Consider the following 21,128-nt stretch of genomic DNA (forward strand, 5'->3'; position numbering starts at 1 on the left):
TTGTTTTTGAACAATAGAACTAAGCAAGAAATTCAATTTAATCGTAATGCAAATCTATTTTTTCTCTAACCGTATCTAACAGGTTGATTAACTGGATGCTTTTTTCGAAACTCATGATTGTACTTTCTTTGCGGTTTTGTAGCAACATTTCCTGTACATGAATGGCTTCATAATTATAACCGTTGGTAGCAACCTTAAATTCTATACGTTCTGATTTTCCTTCTTTTAGGATAGTTATAGAAGATGGTTCGTGAAAACGACTATTGATAATGATAGACCCTTTTTCGAACTCGAGAGTAGCGGTTGTATCGGTTTCTTTAGTAACAGCACTAAATAGTGAGGCTGTAGCTCCATTTTTATACCGAAGCTGAATACTACAATCTTCATCAACTCCTGTTTTTCCTATGGTAGCCTGGGCATTCACTTCTTCGGGATATCCTAAAATGCTTAATGCAGCAAATAATGGATATATTCCTACATCGAGCAGACTTCCTCCTCCGAGTTTTTTGTTAAATACTCTTCCTTCGGGATCAAAAGGGGTTGTGAAGCCAAAATCAGCTTTCAGTGTTTTTACTTCCCCAAGCGCATTAGATTTAACAACATCTAAAACATATGTATAATGCGGAAGAAAATACGTCCAAAGTGCTTCCATTAAAAATACGTTATTCTTTTTTGCCGCCGCAATCATTTCTTCAACTTGAGCAGTATTCATGGCAAATGGTTTTTCGCATAGAACTGCTTTCTTATTTGTAAGACACATCAAAGCGTTTTCATAATGAAAAACATGAGGGGTTGCAATATATATGACATCGATATTGGGATCTATGCTTAACGCTTCATAGTTATCATAGCAGGTCGAAGCTTGATGCTCTTTTCCAAAATCCTGAGCTTTTTTTAGATCTCTACTTGCAACGGCATACAGTATTGCATTAGGGACCGATTTTAGATCATTAGCAAACTTATGTGCTATTTTACCACAACCAATAATTCCCCATTTTATACTTCTTTTAAGATGCATTAGGCTGTAATTTTAGGTTTTGACCCCAAAAATGGTTGTATGATAATTGCTATTGTCATTACTAATGCACACCCGAATAGGTTGAGCCATAAGTAAGGCATCCAGTCATAATACCAACCAATAATCACGATTACCTGGGTGATAAGTGCTGCAACAAAGGTGGCATTACTATGCACAAATTTGATAAAGAAAGCTAATAAGAATATCCCTAGCACATTTCCGTAAAATATTGAACCAATAATATTTACCAATTGAATAAGATTATCGAATAAATTAGCGAAGCATGCCACTATGATAGCTAAAATACCCCAACCAAGAGTAAAAAATTTGGAAGCGGATACATAATGTTGATCACTTTTTTCTTCAGCCACATTTCGTTTGTATAAATCAATAGCGGTAGTAGAAGCTAAGGCATTTAATTCTGAAGCTGTAGAAGACATGGCAGCAGATAGGATAACAGCAAGAAGCAGACCGATAAGCCCCCTTGGCAGATTGTTTAAAATAAAATGGATAAATACATAGTCTTTATCATTTGTCTCTACTGTTATATCTGCCTTTTTGATTAATGCTTTAGCAGCTTCACGGATTTCTTTTTCATTTTTGTTTAGCTCCTGAATTAAATTTTTATTGTCTGATTTTTGTTCTGCCAGATAGCCTTTAATTACAGCATCTTTTGAGCTATGAATTTCGGCAAGTTTGTTTTCTAGTTCTGTATATTGTTCTGCATATTCTGTGTTAAGTATAGCTTCTTTTCCTTTTGGATTGAAATTTAAAGGAGAGGCATTAAATTGGTAAAAAACAAATACCATAACTCCAACTAAGAGAATAAAAAACTGCATGGGTACTTTGAGCAATCCATTAAACAAAAGCCCTAGCTGACTTTCTTTTATAGATTTACCAGTTAAATACCGTTGTACCTGGCTTTGATCTGTACCAAAGTAGGAGAGGGCCAGAAATGTTCCTCCGATAATTCCACTCCAAAATGTATAACGGTTATCAAAATCAAATGAAAAATCAAGGACTTCCATTTTTCCACTAGCACCTGCGATATCCAATGCTTTAGAAAAAGTAATCCCATCTGGTAGGTAACTTATGATAATAAAAAAGGCTACCAGCATACCAATAAAAATAATACCCATCTGTTGCTTCTGAGTAATATTAACTGCTTTTGTTCCTCCAGAAACAGTGTATATGATGACTAGTATACCTATGATGATATTTAAGGTTACTAAATCCCAGCCTAGTACAGATGATAATATTATAGCTGGTGCAAAAATAGTTATACCTGCAGCTAACCCTCTTTGAACCAAAAATAAGATAGCTGTTAAGCTTCTGGTTTTGAGATCAAATCGGCTTTCGAGGTATTCATACGCTGTATAGACATTTAGCTTATGATACATTGGTATAAAAACCATACAAATAACAACCATGGCAATAGGTACCCCAAAATAAAATTGTACAAATCCCATTCCGTCATGAAAAGCTTGTCCCGGTGCAGAAAGAAAAGTAATAGCACTTGCTTGTGTTGCCATTACCGATAGGCCAATAGTCCACCAATGTGCATCATTACCTCCTCGTATATAATCTTTAACATTTTTACTGCCTTTGGTTTTCCAGGCACCATATAGTACTATAAATAGTAAGGTTCCTAGTAGTACGATCCAATCTATGGTTTGCATAAGTTGATTGATTAAATTAGTTTATTGATTGATGATTGAGGTTGTTCTTTTTAAAAGAATTATGAATAAGAATTAGTGATAAAATAGAATAGTAGTATATAAACTGCATTAGCGATTAATACTGCACTATATAATTTTTTCCACTCTCTTTTTTCGTTTTTCTCTTCCATATTAAAAATTGTTAGATTATATTTTGTAGTATATTCTGGGTATTTATTTTCCTAATGATAGCATATTGGCAAAAAGGCGATATGCACCTGATACTCCCGCCGGAAACTCTCTAAAAAAGCTAAGTCCGGTATATATATAATGTCCTTCACCATATTTAGCTATTAGTAAAGGCCCCTTTTTTTCAGACTCTCCTTTATCATTAGCCGCTAAAATAGGGGTATACTCTTTTGACCATTCTTTGGGGAAATATAATCCTCTTTCCTGTACCCATCCTTTAAAATCATTGGCAGTGATTTTATTGGGTGAATTTAATACCTGATGTTCTGGTGCTAAAAAGGTGATTTTTGCATTTTCATCGGTTACCCGATCTCTAGATAGCTTAAGAGGATAAGGACCTAAGTTATCAGTTACTTTTAATCTATGACTGGTATTATATTGAATGATAAGGTTCCCTCCATTTTTTACATACTCTAATAAATACTGTTGTTTAAATTTTAACTGCTCTACAGTATTATATGCTCTGATTCCTACTACTATAGCATCAAAAGATTGTAAGCTTTTTGTAGAAATAGATTCTGGATCAATTGTAGTTACTTGGTAACCTATTTGTTGTAAGCTTTCTGGCACTACATCTCCTGCTCCTTCTATGTACCCTATATTTTGCCCTTTCTTTTTAATATCCAGGCGCACAACTTTGGTCTCAGATGGTAATACTACAGTTTGATATGGGATATGGTCGTAATCAATAGTAACGACCTCTTTAGAGTATAAGGTCCCGTTAATTTCTATCTTGGGTGAAATGTAACCTTCACTTTGAGTCTGGGGTGATGTAAGAGTAAAAGTGATTGTTTTTTCTTCTCCTTTTTGAGAGAGATTAAAATTAATTGCTGCTGGAGTCACCTGCCAACCTTCTGGATGTGCAAGAGTAACTTTTCCATTTAAGTTCGCTTTTCCAGCTTTTATAGTAACAGGAATTTGTTTTGATGCCCCATTAGCGTAGATAATTACTTTATCCTTGATACTTGCAGAAATAGTAGGAATGATCTCAAATGGTTTATATACTTCTCCTTTAACTGGGTCATTAGTTTTATATACAACATCTTTAGAAAAAGGAATTGAAACTCCATTGATCATTACTGTAAACAAGGCTTTGATTTTATGATCTGTTTCTGGTTTTCCGATTAGCTTTTGATCACTAACATTATACATTCCCAGTGTACCTTTATTGGTAAGCCAATAGGGATTGGTGAAATCAAAATTAGTTGGGATATTACCTTTAAATTCGAAGTTATTTCGGATATTATTTTTTAATACTTTTTCAGAAATATCATTAATATTAACGGCGGCAATTTTAATAGATTGCAGAGTCATAGTATTTGCACTTCTATTAATTGCTTCTACTTTTAGCGTAATTTCGCTCCCTTTAGTAGTATTTGGTTCTGTTGCAACGGCTTCTAGATACAATCCCGAAGTAGCAGCAATAATTTCCTGGATCTCTTTGGTTTTAACCGCTTTCCAATGGTTATTCTCTAATTGTTGAATTAGTTGATATGCTTTTGCCAATTGTGGAATACTAGCAGAGGGGGACTTAAAGTCAAAATCTTTTTCTACCTGATATAAAATATCACCAATAGCTTTACCTCCTTTAACACGATTCCATGAAGTGTCAATTCCTTCAAAAATATTCGTTTTATCTTTTGGTAATTCCCCTTTGATGAGTTCTATATATTCGCTTTGTTGTCCACGACTACCAGTACTACCAAATCCCTGAGATTTATGCTGGCTACGACTCAACGAAGCTATTTCACTATTAGAAAGTCCCAGAGAGGGATAATATATTCCTGTGTCAAACTCTAATAATTTACTTTTATCTGCTTTTTCGAAATTTTCTCGACTACCATAAAACCACCATGAAGTATTGAAGAATAATCTTTTTGGTTGCCAGGTTTCTGTATAATTGAGCTGATCGGGGTAAACAGTTTTATCTCCGGTTAAATCAAAAGCTTCTACACTTAGCATGGCCGAAGAAGTATGATGACCATGAGTACTACCAGGAGTTCTATGGTTAAAACGATTGATGATTACATCTGGTTTAAAATTTCGTATTGCCCAAACTACATCACTTAATACTTCTTTTTTATCCCAGATAGAAAGTGTTTCATCGGGATGCTTAGAATATCCAAAATCATTAGCACGTGTAAATAATTGTTCTCCTCCATCTGTTCTACGAGCCGCTAATAATTCTTGGGTTCTAATTACCCCTAATAATTCTCTAATCTCTGGGCCTATCAAATTCTGCCCACCGTCTCCTCGGGTAAGAGATAAATAAGCTGTTCTTGCTTTTACCTGATTAGACATATAGGATATAAGTCGTGTATTTTCATCATCAGGATGTGCTGCAACATATAATACAGATCCTAAAAAATTAAGTTTTTTTATAGCTTGATGAATTTCTGCTGCATTGGGTTTATTAGGTTGTTGTCCTTGTATAATATATGGGAATAGTATACCAATACAGGCTATAAAAAATAATTTTCGCATAATTTCTTGGTGCAATTTTTAGTTGAATTTCTCCAAATATAAAAAGATAAAATTCTCAGAATTGTGGTTTAAGGATACTTTAACAGGAAGCCCTATATCAATTATCTTTCGGACACATAACTTTATAAAGTTATATTTCTTTTTGACTTTTGGATCTATAAACTAATCCTAGTAACGATCCTAAAAGTACGGTAATGGCAATGGTAGGAGTAGGACCAAAGGCTAGTATACCGATTATTAACCCTAAAATACCCCCTAATGCACTTGCGATAAATCGCCCGCTATTTCTTTTTTGCTGGATAGCATAGATCATCGCTACTGAAAGTGTCATTCGTAATGCAGCGCCTACAATGGTAATATCTACAATACTTCTCCAAAATAAGGCAACTATAAAAGCAACAATAACAGTAATAATCGTAGCATATCGTAAGGATTTTACTTTTTGTTCTTTTTTAGTATTAGCTACAATATGAGAAGCCACTGCAAAAATAGAAGTATCTGCAGTACTCATTAAACCAGCAAAAAAAAGTACAAGTAAAAGTGGTAGCCACGATTGTGTTATAAAGTTTTGCATGGCATAAACGAATACAGTATCGGGATCTAAATTGGGATTTTGAATATAGGTGTATAGTCCAATTAAAAGCAATAGGAAAACGATACCTAAGACAGGAATAATGGCAAGACTCAACCCTCTCTTTAAGGATTTTTCATCTTTAGCGGCATAACAAAGCTGGTATCGATCTGCTAATCCAAAAACAGATAATCCTCCGTAAAGAACTAAGCCTATAATGCTACCCATAGTTACATTTTTACCTGTAGAACTGCTAAGAATAGTACCAAAATCCTTAACATCAAACATTCCGTAAATTAATATACAGAGAAATACAATTATAATTACTGCCTGAAAAACATCGGTAACGATAACAGCTTTAAAACCAGAAAATAATACATACACCATAACTACCATTGCTGTAATTAGTAACGCAGTTTCGTAAGGAAGAATTTCGAAAAACGCAATGATCTTTGCACCACCTGCCAAGGATAGTAATATCCAGAAAAACTGAACTACTATGGTTATAACGTTGGTAATGACAGCAGTGTTTTTGTTACTTGTAACAAAAGCGGGTAGGTCTCCTTGTGTATAGAATTTACCTTGTGTGGATAGTCTTTTTATTTTAGGCGCAGCCCAAAATGCAAATAAAAAATAACCAACTACTGATCCTATAGACATGGCAAAAAGCCCCCAGCCAAATTTATATGCATAACCTGTGTACGTAATTAGAGTACTCACTCCAATGGCACCTGCGAATTTAGAGAATAAAATGGCGTAAGCACTTTTATTTCTCCCTCCGATAAGAAAATCTTCACTTGATGATGATCTGGATATATATATCGATAAACCAATAATTAAGATAATATAAGTACTTAAGTAAAGATAGATTTCCATTCGGAGCTTATTTTTTTCTTTCTACAAATTCTAATTGATCAATACTTACATTAGTAGTGAAAATTCCATAATTAACAATAGCTTTTCCTTTTTCTAAAGTATCTATAGTACCTATAGATCTTCCATCAATCATTCGTACTCGATCACCAATTTTTAAAGTCACTTTTGGTTTTGCCGCTTCGATTTTTTCTTCTTTCTTTTTTTCCTCCTTTTTCTTTTTACGAATAACCTGCACTTTTTCGATAACTTCTTTTACGACTTTTTCCTCTTTGGCTTTTTCTACTTTTCGTTGCTTTACACTCTGTTTTTTTCGTTTAGAGTTTTCTACTTCAACGATTTTTATAAATTCATTGATTAACTCTCTTTTTTTCTTATTGTTAAAGTATTTTTCACTAAGATCATCGATTTTTTGCCCCAGATAAATCATTCTTTGATTACCATCATATAACTCCTGATAGCTTTCTAACTTACGTTGAATACGCTGGTTGGTCTTCTCCAGACGATCTTTTTCTTCCTCTGCTTTTTGTTCTTTGGTTTTGAGTCCAGCGGTAGTTTTTTGTAATTTAGATCTCTCTTTTTGAAGATTGGCAATACTTTTATCAAAACGAATTTTACCTCGTTCTACCTTTTTCTTTGCTTTATTGATAAGGCTATAAGGGATTCCATTTTTTTGAGCTACTTCAAAAGTAAAAGAGCTTCCTGCTTCACCTAAGTGTAATTTAAATAGAGGTTCTAATGTTTTTGAATCAAATAACATATTTGCATTACTCATATTCGGTAACTCATTAGCCAGCATTTTTAAATTGGCATAATGTGTCGTGATAATTCCAAAAGATCCTCTTTCATAGAAAACCTCCAGGAAAGCTTCGGCTAGTGCTCCACCAAGTTCTGGATCACTACCTGTTCCAAACTCATCAATTAGAAATAGCGTTTTACTATTACATTTTCGTAAGAAATAATTCATATTCTTCAAACGATAACTGTATGTACTTAGATGATTTTCTATAGATTGATTGTCCCCAATATCAGTAAGGATAACGTCAAATAAACACATTCTGCTGTATTCGTGTACAGGAATGAGCATTCCGCTTTGTAACATTATTTGTAGTAGACCTATAGTTTTTAAAGTAATACTTTTCCCTCCGGCATTGGGACCAGAAATAACAATGATTTGATTATTCTCATTTAATGTTATAGTTTGAGGGAAGGTTTTCTCTCCTTTTATTCTATTAGTATGATATAGTAATGGGTGATATGCATCTTTAAGTGTTAGCTCTTTGTCTGTAGTAATTTTTGGTAATACTGCGTTAAGTTGACTTGCATATTTTGATTTAGCAGAAACAACATCTACATCACTTAAGTATTCTTGATAGTGCTCTAATAGCTCAGTAAATGGTCGTAATTTATTAGTTAGTTCTTTTAGTATTTTTACGATTTCTTCTCGTTCTTCATATTGAAGATTACTAAGTTCACGACTATATTGTAAAGTGGCTTCGGGTTCTATATAAACAATACTTCCGGTTTTAGAATTCCCCATGATGGCACCTTTTACTTTACGCCGATACATGGCAGTTACCGCTAGAACTCTTCGGTTATCTACTACACTTTCTTTAATTTCATCTAGATATCCCAAGCTGTTATATCGAGATAAGTCTTTTCCAAAGCTTCCATTTAGTTTCCCTTGTACACTATGAATATCTTTTCTAAGACGTTGTAATACAGGAGAAGCATTGTCTTTAACCTCTCCGAACTTATCAATCACAATTTCGATTAGATTAATAATTTCTTTAGTAAATACTACTTTAGAAGATGTTTGATAGAGTGTAGGATATAGCTCTGCATTTTTTCTAAAAAAATATAGCAAATCATTAGTAGTAGTACTAATAGAAACCAATCGTTTTAGATTCAAAGCTTCTAAAAATGTATTTTCAATATTTAATAATTGAATTTCTTTATTAATACTATCGAATCCATGATTGGGTATACGAGTATCATTTAATAATGAAGATTTATATTCGAATACTTCTTGTAGGGCAATATGAAGTTGCTCTTCAGTATCGAAGGGAACAATTTGTAATGCTTTCAACTTACCAAAATCTGTACTACACTGTTCTGCAACATGTTTCTGCACAGTATCAAATTCTAGGTCGTCTAGTGTTTTTTTAGAAATACGAATCATACTTTTTTTTACCCTATTTTTGGGTTATATTCGATCAGTTTTAGAACAGGGCAAAAGTACACAATTGCTATAATTTTTTGACATCTATATGAATGTAAATATTGAACCCTCTTGGAATCAGCAACTTGAGGAAGAATTTGATAAGCCATATTTTGGTTCATTAGCAGATTTTGTGAAAACAGAATATAAAAATAACACATGTTATCCAAATGGAAGTGAGATATTTTCTGCTTTTGATCATTGTAGTTTTGATAATGTTAAAGTAGTTGTGATTGGTCAGGATCCTTATCATGGAGTAGGGCAGGCGAACGGTTTGTGCTTCTCTGTTAATGATGGTATCAGTATGCCTCCCTCACTGATCAATATTTTTAAAGAGATTGAAACAGATTTAGAACTACCATATCCATCAAGTGGAAATTTAGAACGTTGGGCAAAGCAGGGAGTTTTATTATTGAATGCTACATTAACCGTTAGAGCACATCAGGCTGGATCTCATCAAAATAAAGGTTGGGAGCAATTTACCGATGCTGTTATTCAAACTATATCTGATAAAAAAAAGAATGTTGTTTTCTTGTTATGGGGTGGTTATGCTAAGAAAAAAGGAGCTAAGATAGACAGATCAAAACATCATATTTTAACTAGTGGGCATCCTTCTCCACTAAGCGCTAACAGGGGGTACTGGTTTGGGAATAAGCATTTTAGTAAAACCAATTCATATTTGCTAGAAACCAATCAAACTGAAATAAGTTGGTAAATATACTTATGCCGCGTTAGGTATTTCAGAAGATTTCGACTTATCATCTGAAGACTGATTAGATACCGAGTTAATCTGAACTTTTTGTGTTCTTGATTTCTTTTTATCTGTATCAACAGATTGCGTACTTAATTTTAGCAGAATAAAGTTGAAGATAATAAGACTTGCTAGTATTATTAAAAAAGTTACCATAATAGATTTGTTAGTTAATTATTAGATGCAATTAACCCTATAAGGTTGCGTATGCGCTAATAATTAGTTCATTTCATTGGGGGTAGGCTCGGCAAATGTACAATTTTTTTTATTTGTATAGATGCTTGCTTAATAGATATTTAAGAATTAATTATTTGCTAAGGGTTTACTCTTTGCATTTTATATATTATATTTTTAATCTTAATTTTTAAAATATCCTTTATGTAGTAACGTTTTATTTTAAGATATCCCTACCCTTTATTTTCGCTTTTTTTTATTTGGATATTAATATATGTAGACCTTAGATGTCATAAATTAATTTTTCGGGAGCTATTTTTTTGTTAATGATTTGTAAATTAAATAAGTAATCCTGAACCTCAACAAGTGTTTTCTTTTCGATAAGAGATTGGCTCCATTCTGTATGTTGTAACCATTTCTGTATATCTTCTAATTGCTGATCATATCTATAAGACAGAGTTCTGTCTATACTTGGGATATGCTTAAAATCTGTAGTGGTAGTATTTATAGTATCCAGAATTGCCTTTATTTCTTCTTTTTTGGTATTAAGTACCTCTTCCCTAACAGCTATCACAAAACAAGGCCAGGGAGTAGGGCAATCTATAACTCGCCTAAAAGTCCCATTATCAACCAATGGTTTTGTAGTAAAATGTTCCCACATAAAATAATCAGCTTTTCCATTAGTTAATGCTTCAACCGCTCCATCTAGATTTTTTACAACTTCAAATTGTAGATGGGAGGTATCCCACTTTTGGTTTTGAGCATTTACATATGCCATTAAATGCGAACCTGATCCATACCTGCTAATAGCAGCTTTTGTATTCTGAAGTTCAGAAAGATGGGTGTATTTAGAATGAACGCTTACATGAATTCCCCATATAAGAGGTGTTTGGATATATGTTTGTATAATTTTACTAGGATTACCAGCTATAATATCTTTTACAATACCCTCGGTAAGGATTATTGCCATATCGATATCTTTGTTTCTTAGAGCTTCACACATGGCTCCTGTACCACCAGGATATTCTGTCCATTCTAATTGTATATTGTTTTTTAGATAGCTTCCGTCTTCAATAGTTAAATGCCAGGGTAGATTGAAGTGCTCAGGAACACCACCTATTTTTATAGTATGCATGCTATCTGAAATTAATAAATGTGTATTTCATCGATTATTTATGTTTTTTAACGATAAAAACAAATGGTTTTTATATATTTGAACTATTACTATTTTAAAGAAATTTATATTTAAAAAGTTTTAACCCCAAATAAAAACAATATTGCTATGAAAAAGAATTTTTTAAAAAATAAAAATACATATGTAAAGGTTGCGAAGTTAAAAAATAATTCTCTTGAGAATGGCATCGTAGTCTTTATTGCAGTATTGTTGCTTACTAATTTATTAATTAGTCTTAAAATATTATTTGGTTAATACATTTTAGAAGTATCTAATTATTAACCAAATAATAAAAAAAGAATGAGGACCTACTACTCATTCTTTTTTATTTTACAAACAAACTATTCATAGACGATAACTTGCTATTTTATCTAAAGTATATTTAATAAGTTTATCTACAGTTTCTTTTGGGTTTTGACTAAACTCTCCAGTAGCACGATTAGCCACAATTGCATTCATAGATACAGCTTTGTGTCCTAATAGTTTTGCCATTCCGTACATACCGGCAGTTTCCATTTCTAAATTTGTTATTTTTTTATTCTCATAAGTAAAAGAAGCTATTTTTGTATTGAGCTCATTATCTTGTAGTGATAATCTTAAAATTCTTCCTTGTGGACCATAAAAACCAACATTGGTCAATGTATGACCTTTTGCTACAATACTACTTAACATATGTTCTCCCAGGCTTTTATCATAGGTTACTGTATAGGGCATTGATTTATTTTGATTTAGGTTTAAATGTTTTGCCAGAGCTATTGAGATTTCGGGTAATTGCACATGATCACTTTTATAGAAATGTAAAAGGCTATCAAAACCAGTCGCAATTTCTGAAACCACAAAACTATCAATAGGAATATCTGGTTGTATTGATCCAGAAGTTCCTATACGAACAATTTGTAACGTAGTGTGTTCTGTTTTGTTTTCACGAGTAATAAGATCAATATTTACTAAGGCGTCTAGTTCATTAAATACAATATCTATATTATCGGTACCAATACCTGTAGAAATTACAGTGATTCTGTGTCCTTTATAAGTCCCTGTTTGTGTATGAAACTCTCGTTTACGAATTTTATATTCGATAGTATCAAAATATTGTGTTATCTGTTCAACACGATCAGGATCCCCAACAGTTATTATATTCTGGGAGAGATGTTCTGGTTTAAGATTTAGGTGGTAAATACTACCATCTTCATTAAGAATAAGTTCTGATTCGGCTATAGCCATATTATAGTTTTAACAGTGTGTGTGTTTCATTATTATACAAGTAATCGTATTTTTTGACACCTCCATAATACCAATCTAATATTTGTGTATTATAAAAGTTTTTTTTGTGTTGTAATGCTAGTTTTCCTCTCTCGGACAGTAAAAGTCTATCTTTTGTTTGATCCAAAAACTGAAAAAGTCTAGCAAGAACACGTTTCATTTGCATGTCTCCATATCCATAATATCCTTGATACTCCAAAGCATATCCCATGAGTTGTTTAATATTCTTGATGTGGTAATTATCTACCATTTCCAGAATATTATGTTCTAAAATATTAAGCCCCGTTAACATATTAGGAAAACGTTGTAAATGTGCTCTTAAGCATATAGACATATACTCAAAGGAAGAATCTCTCTTAATTTGCCCTGCCATTTTCTGCGGCTTTGATTCGCAGTATAAAGTCCAGATATGAGAAGCAAATTCAAGATCATCTGTTGTTAATAAAACTTTGTTTTTATAATGTTCTTTTAATTGATTATCAGATAATTCACAAAGTCCAAATAGCTTTTTTTCGTGCTCAATTCTACCGCTACACACCAAATAAACAGGGATGTCTTTAATACCTTTACGAAGTAATAAACTAATAGCTGCAATCATATTAATATGACAGAATAAATCATATTCGAACCATAATATGATTTCGGTATAGTTAGTAAGATTATCTATTTTCTTGAGTTGTGAAACAAATTTTTCTTCATAATCAGAAGAATCGATTCTGTAGTATTTTTTTAGAAAAGCTTCTCGCTTTTTAATAGAATCTTCTGCTTCTACTTCAATTTCTGTAGGCCCTTCGCAAAGCATTTCACGCCAGGTCATAAATTCTCCGGTAACAAGATCTAACTCTTTCATTCTTTGAGTTAGACTATCCCCATTCGTAATATGTAATATGTTTTTCCCCAAAATAGCTATTGATTATTATCCTCCAACACGTTTTACTTTAAATCCTTTTTCTTTAAGAATTTCCATAATTTGATTTCTATAATCACCTTGTATGATTATAGCATCATTTTTAAAACTTCCACCAACACTTAAACGAGTTTTTAGTTCCTTAGCAAGTTTTTTAAAATCTTCATCTGCACCAGTGTACCCCTCTAATATAGTGATGGGTTTTCCTTTTCGTTTTTCATATTTACAAAGTATAGGATCATCCTGCATCCATATTTGATCTTGGTGATCTTGCACATTTTCTTCCTCTTCTGGTTGGTGATCAGGAAATAAATTTTTTAATTGATCTTGTAAATCCATAAAGAAATCTATTTTTTTATTAATCCAATTTCTACAAGCCTTTGATGCAAGAATTCTCCAGCCGTAATATCCTCATAGTGTTTTGGATTATCCTTGGTAACACACTCTTCTAAGCAATTTAACTTCATATCACTTCTTGGGTGCATAAAGAAAGGAATAGAATATCTTGGTTTTCCCCATTGATCTTTAGGAGGATTTACTACTCGATGTATTGTAGATCGAAGTTTATTATTGGTGTGTCGTTCTAGCATATCTCCAACATTAATAACTAGTTCGTCCTCTTTTGGAAGAGCATCAATCCATTGTCCGTCTCTATGTTGTACTTGTAGTCCTCCTGTAGAAGCTCCCATTAATAACGTAATCAGATTGATATCTCCATGTGCACCAGCTCTCACAGCTCCTTTAGGTTCTTCTTTAATAGGAGGATAGTGGATAGGGCGCAAGATACTATTACCATTGCTTGCCCAATGATCAAAATAATGCTCATCAAGACCTATGTATATAGCTAATGCTCTAAGTACATATATCCCTGTCTTTTCTAGCATTTTATAAGCTTCCATTCCTGTAGCATTAAAGTCTTTCAACTCATTGACAATAACATTATCAGGATATTCTTCAATTAATTTAGCATCTGTATCTGGTTCTTGTCCAAAATGCCAAAACTCTTTAAGATCTCCTTCTTTTTTACCTTTGGCATGTTCCTTCCCAAAAGAGGTATACCCTCTTTGTCCACCTAATCCTTCAATTTCATATTTTTCTTTAGTATCTGTAGGTAGTGCGAAAAAATCTTTAATTTCCTGATATAAGTTTTCTACAAGTTTGTCACTTAAAAAATGATTTTTCAATGCGACAAAACCTATTTCTTCATAGGCTTTTCCTATTTCGTTGACAAATTTTTGTTTTCGCGAAGGATCTTTTGATAAAAAATCAGCCAAATCTACGCTTGGTATATTATTCATTAGTCTATTCTTTGTGTATTAGTAGCACTAAAATAGGTGTATTTGACCAAAAACTCCTAATAGCACTTCAAATTTATTTATTGTTGTAAAATATCGGTCAAATTTGTTAATTAAGAACGTATAAACCTTAATTCATGGTAAATTTAACTAATTCGTAGAATTGTTTAGGGTAAATTAACAACTACTTAATAATATTATAATTGCGATGCGAGTTGTGAAGTAAAAATAAGTATTTTTACTTCACAAATTTTCTGCTATGGAGCACATTTCAAAGGAAAAAATAGAACTACATTTTGACCGAAAAAAATACAAAGATGATCAGCTGATCTCATTATATCTCAAAATGCTTAAACCAAGGCTTATTGAAGAGAAAATGCTTGTGTTGTTAAGACAAGGAAAAATATCTAAATGGTTTAGTGGTATAGGACAGGAAGCAATATCTATAGGTGTAACAGCTGCTTTAGAAAGCGAAGAATATATATTGCCAATGCATCGCAATTTAGGAGTGTTTACAACACGAGAAATTCCTTTATACCGATTGTTTAGTCAATGGCAAGGAAAAGCAAATGGGTTTACCAAAGGACGAGATCGTTCTTTTCACTTCGGAACGCAGGATTATAATATTGTTGGTATGATTTCTCACTTGGGCCCACAGATGGGAATAGCGTGTGGTATTGCTATGGGAAATCTCTTAAAAAAGAACAATAAAGTTACTGCAGTATTTACAGGAGAAGGAGGAACCAGCGAAGGAGATTTTCATGAAGCACTTAATGTTGCTTCGGTATGGAACTTACCTGTATTGTTCTGTATAGAAAATAATGGTTATGGATTATCTACTCCAACCAGCGAGCAATATAATTGTAAACATCTGGCGGATCGTGGTTTGGGATATGGTATGGAATCTCATATTATTGATGGAAATAACATATTAGAAGTATATGATAAGGTTAGTAATTTAGCTAATAGTATAAGGAATAATCCACGACCGGTTTTATTAGAATTTAAAACTTTCAGAATGCGAGGGCATGAAGAAGCAAGTGGAACCAAATATGTGCCTAAGGAATTAATGGAGCGTTGGAGTGTTAAAGATCCTATAGAAAACTATAAGAACTACCTGATTGATCAGGGACTAATTTCTGTAGAAGATGATCTTGAAAAAAAATCCACTATAAAAACTGAAATAGAAACCAATTGGGAGCGTGCAAATACAGAAGAAGCGATTGATGTTAATTTGGATAAAGAGTTAAATGATGTGTACACATCATTTGATTATCAGGAAATAAAACCTGATACCAATACAAAAGAACTAAGGTTGATTGATGCAATCTCTGATGGTTTAAAAGAAAGTATGCACCGATATGATAAGCTTGTGATCATGGGGCAGGATATAGCAGAATACGGTGGAGTTTTTAAAATAACAGATGGTTTTTTAGAAGCATTTGGAAAAGAACGAGTACGCAATACTCCAATTTGTGAATCAGGAATTGTCTCAGCTGGATATGGTCTGTCTATTAATAATTATAAGGCTGTTGTCGAAATGCAATTTGCTGATTTTGTGTCTTCAGGATTTAATCCAATTGTTAATCTGTTGGCAAAATCAAATTATCGATGGAGCCAATCTGCAGATGTTGTAATTAGAATGCCATGTGGTGCAGGTGTCGCGGCAGGCCCGTTTCATAGCCAGACTAATGAAGCATGGTTTACCAAAACACCAGGACTTAAAGTTGTATATCCAGCGTTTCCGTATGATGCAAAAGGCTTGTTGACTACTGCAATAGAAGATCCTAATCCAGTGTTGTTTTTTGAACATAAAGCACTGTATAGAAGTATTCGTCAAGAAGTTCCTGAAGGGTATTATAATTTGCCATTGGGTAAAGCTTCTATGTTAAAAGAAGGAAAAGATATTACTATCATAAGTTATGGCGCGGGTGTGCATTGGGCATTGGATGTGTTAGAAAAACATACACAGATCAATGCGGATCTTATTGACTTAAGAACACTGCAACCTTTGGATACAGATGCTATATATCAATCAGTGAAAAAAACCGGCAAAGTTATTATTTTGCAAGAAGATTCCCTTTTTGGAGGTATAGCTTCGGATATTTCGGCATTAATTATGGAAAATTGCTTCACATTTCTTGATGCACCGGTAAAACGAGTAGCAAGTTTACAAACTCCAATTCCATTTGATACTAATCTTGAAACCCAATATTTAGGTAAAAACAGATTTGAAGAAGAATTGTTATTGCTATTAGAATTCTAGTTTTAATACAAGTTATATTTATCAATAGATACTATACATAACCTTGCGTTTATTTTTTTTAACAGATTGTAAAATTTTAGTTGCTAAAATTTTACAATCTGTTTTGTTTTTAACTATTTGATTTATAGATAGTTGAAAATGAGTATTGTGTTAATTGGAGACTTTTTAGGTTAACAAAATATTATAAATTTTAAATAGGGGTAAAATCCCCTTTAACATATGTTGTATGTTCTATAAGTAAATCTTAATTTCGCGCTGACTAAGCAAAAGCATGGTCTTTTGGACTAAAAAACAGGGGGTTAAAATATAATTCATGAACGCGAAACAACTAGAACATCTTCGTTCTTCAAAAATACTAGTGACTGGTGCAGCAGGATTTATAGGGTCTAATCTTTGCGAAACACTTTTAGAAATTGGAAGTACTGTGATCGGATTGGACAATTTTGCAACGGGACACCAGAAAAATATCGATCCACTTCTAAAGAATTCTAACTTTACTTTTATTGAAGCAGATATTAGAAATCTTGATGATTGCCATAAAGCATGTAATTCGGTTGATTTTGTATTACATCAAGCTGCATTAGGCTCGGTGCCACGGTCAATCAATGACCCTATTACTACTAATGACGTTAATGTTGGAGGATTTCTTAATATGCTGGTAGCCTCTAGAGATGCAGGAGTAAAACGTTTTATTTATGCCGCAAGCTCTTCGACATATGGTGATTCTGAAGCTTTACCAAAAGTAGAAGAAAACATAGGGAAACCATTATCACCATACGCTATAACCAAATACGTTAACGAACTGTATGCTGATAATTTTAAAAGGACATATGATTTAGATACAGTAGGTTTACGATACTTTAATGTATTTGGTCGCAAGCAAGATCCTAATGGAGCATATGCTGCTGTTATTCCAAAATTTGTAATGCAGTTTATGAAATATGAATCCCCGGTAATTAATGGAGATGGCTTATTCTCAAGAGATTTCACTTATATTGATAATGTAATCCAAATGAATTTATTGGCGATTGTTTCTGATAATCAAGAAGCAATAAATAACGTATATAATACAGCTTACGGAGAGAGAACAACACTAAACGAATTAACGGTTTTATTAAAAGAATACTTATCTACATATGATGCTGCTATTGCAGATGTAGATATTGTGTATGGGCCTGAACGTAAGGGAGATATACCACATTCTTTAGCATCTGTTGATAAAGCAAAAACACTTTTGGGGTACGCTCCAAAATTTGATATTAAATCGGGATTAGAAGAAGCCGTAAAGTGGTACTGGAAGCATCTAAAATAGACTCTAAATTTCTAGTAAATAAAGAATAACTATGCAAAATATTAAGATTGCCATCATTGGATTGGGATATGTAGGACTACCTTTAGCCAGATTATTTGCAACCAAATATCCGGTAATAGGTTTTGATATCAATGAAAAAAGAATCAAAGAATTACGTTCAGGAACGGATTCTACTTTAGAAGTAGAAGATGAGTTATTAAAATCGGTATTGAAGGATAATAACGATTTAGATGAAAACGGACTCTATTGTTCTTCTGATATAGAAGATATAAAAGGTTGTAATTATTATGTGATCACGGTGCCTACCCCTGTAGATAAAAATAACAGACCGGATCTTACACCTTTGTATAAGTCTAGTGAAGCTGTTGGTAAGGTATTAAAAAAAGGAGATATTGTTATTTATGAATCTACAGTATATCCAGGAGTTACCGAAGAAGAATGTGTTCCTGTACTGGAACGAATAAGTGGACTGAAATTTAATAAAGACTTTTTTGCAGGATACTCACCAGAGCGAATCAATCCAGGAGATAAAAAACATACAGTTGAAAAAATCCTGAAAGTTACAGCAGGATCCACTCCTGAAATTGGGAAAAAAGTAGATGATTTATACGCTTCGATTATTACAGCAGGAACTCACCTTGCTCCAACAATAAAAGTGGCAGAAGCAGCAAAAGTTATCGAAAACTCGCAAAGAGATATTAATATCGCTTTTGTTAATGAGTTGGCTAAAATCTTTAACTTAATGGATATAGATACCAATGATGTGCTGGAAGCAGCTGGAACTAAATGGAATTTTCTTCCTTTTAAACCAGGACTTGTAGGTGGCCATTGTATTGGTGTTGATCCATATTACCTGGCTCAACGTGCGCAAGAATTTGGATATCATCCAGAAATAATATTGGCTGGACGTAGATTAAATGATAGTATGGGACAATATGTATCATCAGAAGTAATTAAGCTTATGGTGAAACACGATATTCATATAAAAGGAGCAAAAGTATTAGTGCTCGGTGTGACATTTAAAGAAAATTGCCCCGATGTACGTAATACACGAGCAGTTGATGTTATTAGACAGTTAGGCGACTTTGGAACCAAAGTTACTGTATATGATCCATGGGCAAACCCCGCCGAAGTCATGCATGAATATAACCTGGAAACTACAATTGATTTACCAAAAGAAAAATATGATGCAGTGGTATTAACAGTTGCGCATAAAGAATTTTTAGATATAAATTTAAAATCTATGCTTTCACCAAATGGTGTTCTATATGATGTTAAGGGAATACTGAAAGAAAACGTACACGGAAGATTATAATTGGGGAATCCAAACGGTAGTATAACAAAATAACAACTTAAGACTAATCATTTTGAGCCAACTAAAAAAAGGGGCATTCCTAACGTATCTAAAGATTTTCCTTACTAATATTATTGGTATTGTGATTACACCTTTGATTGTTAGTTATTTGGGAAAAGATGAATATGGTATATTTAATGCAATTGGAGCATTAATTGGTACCATTGCTCTTTTAGATTTTGGTCTTACTAATACAGTTGTTCGCTTTATAGCTAAATATAGAGCAGAAAAAGATAGGAAAGGAGAAGAGAATTTTTTGGCAACAATCGGAATTCTATATTTCGTTATTTCTCTACTCGTTATTATTCTAGGGATTGTTTTCTATTTCTTTATAGACTCATACTTTACAAAGTTTAGTGTCGAAGAACTCAAAATTGCCAAAGTAATGTTTGTTATTTTGATTTTTAATTTAGCAATTCAACTCCCGGGAATGATTTTTACCGGAATCTGTAAAGGATATGAAGCATTCGTGTTTCCAGAATCTGTTAGTGTTATCAGATATCTTTTAAGATCAATAACGGTAGTAGCTGTACTTCTATTAGGAGGTCGCGCAATATCTTTGGTAATCGTAGATTCTGTATTTAATATTTTTACAATATCAGTATCTGCATATTATGTGCTTAAAAAACTTAATGTACGATTTAAATTACACCAGCTCTCTAAAGCGTTTATCAAACAAATTTTAAAATATTCTAGTTGGATTTTTGTGTTTTCTATTGTAGGAATGCTACAGTGGAAATCAGGTAGTTGGGTGCTGGGAGCTATGAGTGTACCGAAGGTTTTAGGTATTTATGGAATAGGAATCGCCCTGGGAACATATTATGGAGCTTTTTCTACTGCAATATCTAGTGTTTTTTTACCCAGAGCAACGCAAATGGCAGTAAGGAATGCAACAGGAGAAGAGTTAACCGACATGATGATCAAATTAGGTAGGTTATCCTTTATTGTATTAATGTATGTTTTAGGAGCTTTTATACTGTATGGAGAACAATTTATTAATTTATGGGTAGGAGGCGGAGAATTGGAAGCAGACGGTAAATATAATTCAGAAGAATGTAGAGAGATATATAGTATTGCATTGATAATTATGATAGGATATACGTTACCATTGCTGCAAGCATTTGGGAATTCTATTCTAGAAGCTAAGAATAAATTATCCTTTAAAGCAATTCTATATCTTGTGTTTATGATTTTGGGTACAGTACTGGGTGGGTTTCTCGCAGTAAAATATAGCGCATTAGGAATGATCTCTGGATTAGTTGCAGGGTGGTTGGTAGTACAAAATGTGATGAATTTTTATTATCAGAAAAAAATTGGCTTAAATATCTTCCGGTTTTTTAGAGAATTGTTGAATAAAACACTCATAGTTATACTAGTAGTGGTGTTAATAGGGTATTTTATAAACTATATCCAAGGTGATGGATGGGGAAATTTTATACTAAAAGGAAGTGCATATACTATGGTATTTGTAGTGATGATGTACTTTTTTGGATTATTAGAATATGAGAAACAATTATTTACCAAACCTATTGCTTCAATATTAAAACGAAAATAAACT

At 33.0% G+C, this 21,128-nt stretch carries 16 protein-coding genes; 5 read left to right on the top strand and 11 right to left on the bottom strand.

Features of this window, described 5'->3' with window-relative positions; all coding sequences use genetic code 11:
- Nucleotides 1-37: 37 nt before the first annotated feature.
- From AAFU52_RS19955 to AAFU52_RS19975, 5 genes are all read right to left on the bottom strand, one after another.
- The gene (locus tag AAFU52_RS19955; RefSeq protein ID WP_438423311.1) at nucleotides 38-1,018 is read right to left on the bottom strand and encodes a Gfo/Idh/MocA family protein; all 981 of its coding nucleotides are present in this window, start codon (nucleotides 1,016-1,018) and stop codon (nucleotides 38-40) included.
- Nucleotides 1,018-2,697, bottom strand: coding sequence for a sodium:solute symporter (locus tag AAFU52_RS19960; RefSeq protein ID WP_438423312.1), 1,680 nt, complete (start codon nucleotides 2,695-2,697; stop codon nucleotides 1,018-1,020). Before AAFU52_RS19960 ends, AAFU52_RS19955 begins: the two co-directional genes overlap by 1 nt.
- A 213-nt stretch (nucleotides 2,698-2,910) precedes the next feature.
- Nucleotides 2,911-5,409 carry a PIG-L family deacetylase gene (locus AAFU52_RS19965; protein ID WP_438423314.1) on the bottom strand — a complete coding sequence of 833 codons (2,499 nt, stop codon included), beginning with the start codon at nucleotides 5,407-5,409 and terminating at the stop codon, nucleotides 2,911-2,913.
- 130 nt (nucleotides 5,410-5,539) lie between these two features.
- Nucleotides 5,540-6,856 (bottom strand): sodium:solute symporter family protein, encoded by a 1,317-nt coding sequence (locus AAFU52_RS19970; RefSeq protein WP_438423316.1) that lies wholly within the window; start codon nucleotides 6,854-6,856, stop codon nucleotides 5,540-5,542.
- Nucleotides 6,857-6,863: 7 nt separating this feature from the next.
- Complete coding sequence (locus tag AAFU52_RS19975; RefSeq protein WP_438423318.1) at nucleotides 6,864-9,035, bottom strand: endonuclease MutS2; 2,172 nt, start codon at nucleotides 9,033-9,035, stop codon at nucleotides 6,864-6,866.
- Nucleotides 9,036-9,123: 88 nt separating this feature from the next.
- Between AAFU52_RS19975 and AAFU52_RS19980 the strand changes: the two genes are divergently transcribed.
- Nucleotides 9,124-9,789 carry a uracil-DNA glycosylase gene (locus AAFU52_RS19980; RefSeq protein WP_438423320.1) on the top strand — a complete coding sequence of 222 codons (666 nt, stop codon included), beginning with the start codon at nucleotides 9,124-9,126 and terminating at the stop codon, nucleotides 9,787-9,789.
- A gap of 6 nt (nucleotides 9,790-9,795) precedes the next feature.
- On the opposite strand, the gene AAFU52_RS19985 is transcribed toward AAFU52_RS19980, so the two are convergent.
- The 6 genes from AAFU52_RS19985 to AAFU52_RS20010 form a co-directional block, all read right to left on the bottom strand.
- On the bottom strand, nucleotides 9,796-9,981 hold the full coding sequence (locus AAFU52_RS19985; RefSeq protein WP_024769136.1) for a hypothetical protein: 186 nt from the start codon (nucleotides 9,979-9,981) through the stop codon (nucleotides 9,796-9,798).
- Between the two features lie 301 nt (nucleotides 9,982-10,282).
- Nucleotides 10,283-11,134: a substrate-binding domain-containing protein gene (locus tag AAFU52_RS19990; RefSeq protein ID WP_438423321.1), complete on the bottom strand. Its 852-nt coding sequence runs from the start codon at nucleotides 11,132-11,134 to the stop codon at nucleotides 10,283-10,285.
- A 384-nt stretch (nucleotides 11,135-11,518) separates the two neighbouring features.
- Nucleotides 11,519-12,397, bottom strand: a complete 879-nt coding sequence (locus AAFU52_RS19995) for a nucleoside phosphorylase (protein WP_438423323.1) — start codon at nucleotides 12,395-12,397, stop codon at nucleotides 11,519-11,521.
- A 1-nt stretch (nucleotide 12,398) separates the two neighbouring features.
- A complete protein-coding gene (locus tag AAFU52_RS20000; RefSeq protein WP_438423324.1) occupies nucleotides 12,399-13,337 on the bottom strand; it encodes a DUF1835 domain-containing protein in 939 nt (312 codons plus the stop codon).
- Between the two features lie 15 nt (nucleotides 13,338-13,352).
- A complete protein-coding gene (locus AAFU52_RS20005) occupies nucleotides 13,353-13,682 on the bottom strand; it encodes a translation initiation factor (protein ID WP_024769140.1) in 330 nt (109 codons plus the stop codon).
- Nucleotides 13,683-13,690: 8 nt separating this feature from the next.
- Nucleotides 13,691-14,641: an isopenicillin N synthase family dioxygenase gene (locus tag AAFU52_RS20010; protein ID WP_024769141.1), complete on the bottom strand. Its 951-nt coding sequence runs from the start codon at nucleotides 14,639-14,641 to the stop codon at nucleotides 13,691-13,693.
- 256 nt (nucleotides 14,642-14,897) lie between these two features.
- Here AAFU52_RS20010 and AAFU52_RS20015 point away from each other — a divergent pair, with 256 nt between their 5' ends.
- The 4 genes from AAFU52_RS20015 to AAFU52_RS20030 all read left to right on the top strand — a co-directional run bounded on the left by AAFU52_RS20015 (nucleotide 14,898) and on the right by AAFU52_RS20030 (nucleotide 21,125).
- Nucleotides 14,898-16,904 carry an alpha-ketoacid dehydrogenase subunit alpha/beta gene (locus AAFU52_RS20015; RefSeq protein WP_438423326.1) on the top strand — a complete coding sequence of 669 codons (2,007 nt, stop codon included), beginning with the start codon at nucleotides 14,898-14,900 and terminating at the stop codon, nucleotides 16,902-16,904.
- 313 nt (nucleotides 16,905-17,217) lie between these two features.
- Nucleotides 17,218-18,216, top strand: a complete 999-nt coding sequence (locus tag AAFU52_RS20020; RefSeq protein ID WP_024769143.1) for an SDR family oxidoreductase — start codon at nucleotides 17,218-17,220, stop codon at nucleotides 18,214-18,216.
- A gap of 31 nt (nucleotides 18,217-18,247) precedes the next feature.
- A complete protein-coding gene (locus AAFU52_RS20025; protein WP_438423330.1) occupies nucleotides 18,248-19,531 on the top strand; it encodes a nucleotide sugar dehydrogenase in 1,284 nt (427 codons plus the stop codon).
- A 52-nt stretch (nucleotides 19,532-19,583) separates the two neighbouring features.
- Nucleotides 19,584-21,125, top strand: a complete 1,542-nt coding sequence (locus AAFU52_RS20030; RefSeq protein ID WP_438423333.1) for an oligosaccharide flippase family protein — start codon at nucleotides 19,584-19,586, stop codon at nucleotides 21,123-21,125.
- Nucleotides 21,126-21,128: the final 3 nt, after the last annotated feature.

Source organism: Aquimarina macrocephali (assembly GCF_051627225.1).
Lineage (GTDB): Bacteria > Bacteroidota > Bacteroidia > Flavobacteriales > Flavobacteriaceae > Aquimarina > Aquimarina macrocephali.

Bases quoted from the DNA above. Each gene is read 5' to 3' on its own strand.
- AAFU52_RS19985 (WP_024769136.1), bottom strand. From the start codon at position 9,981: ATGGTAACTTTTTTAATAATACTAGCAAGTCTTATTATCTTCAACTTT.
- AAFU52_RS19995 (WP_438423323.1), bottom strand. From the start codon at position 12,397: ATGGCTATAGCCGAATCAGAACTTATTCTTAATGAAGATGGTAGTATT.
- AAFU52_RS19965 (WP_438423314.1), bottom strand. From the start codon at position 5,409: ATGCGAAAATTATTTTTTATAGCCTGTATTGGTATACTATTCCCATAT.
- AAFU52_RS19980 (WP_438423320.1), top strand. From the start codon at position 9,124: ATGAATGTAAATATTGAACCCTCTTGGAATCAGCAACTTGAGGAAGAA.
- AAFU52_RS19955 (WP_438423311.1), bottom strand. From the start codon at position 1,018: ATGCATCTTAAAAGAAGTATAAAATGGGGAATTATTGGTTGTGGTAAA.
- AAFU52_RS19990 (WP_438423321.1), bottom strand. From the start codon at position 11,134: ATGCATACTATAAAAATAGGTGGTGTTCCTGAGCACTTCAATCTACCC.
- AAFU52_RS20010 (WP_024769141.1), bottom strand. From the start codon at position 14,641: ATGAATAATATACCAAGCGTAGATTTGGCTGATTTTTTATCAAAAGAT.
- AAFU52_RS19975 (WP_438423318.1), bottom strand. From the start codon at position 9,035: ATGATTCGTATTTCTAAAAAAACACTAGACGACCTAGAATTTGATACT.
- AAFU52_RS20020 (WP_024769143.1), top strand. From the start codon at position 17,218: ATGAACGCGAAACAACTAGAACATCTTCGTTCTTCAAAAATACTAGTG.
- AAFU52_RS19970 (WP_438423316.1), bottom strand. From the start codon at position 6,856: ATGGAAATCTATCTTTACTTAAGTACTTATATTATCTTAATTATTGGT.
- AAFU52_RS20015 (WP_438423326.1), top strand. From the start codon at position 14,898: ATGGAGCACATTTCAAAGGAAAAAATAGAACTACATTTTGACCGAAAA.
- AAFU52_RS20005 (WP_024769140.1), bottom strand. From the start codon at position 13,682: ATGGATTTACAAGATCAATTAAAAAATTTATTTCCTGATCACCAACCA.
- AAFU52_RS20025 (WP_438423330.1), top strand. From the start codon at position 18,248: ATGCAAAATATTAAGATTGCCATCATTGGATTGGGATATGTAGGACTA.
- AAFU52_RS19960 (WP_438423312.1), bottom strand. From the start codon at position 2,697: ATGCAAACCATAGATTGGATCGTACTACTAGGAACCTTACTATTTATA.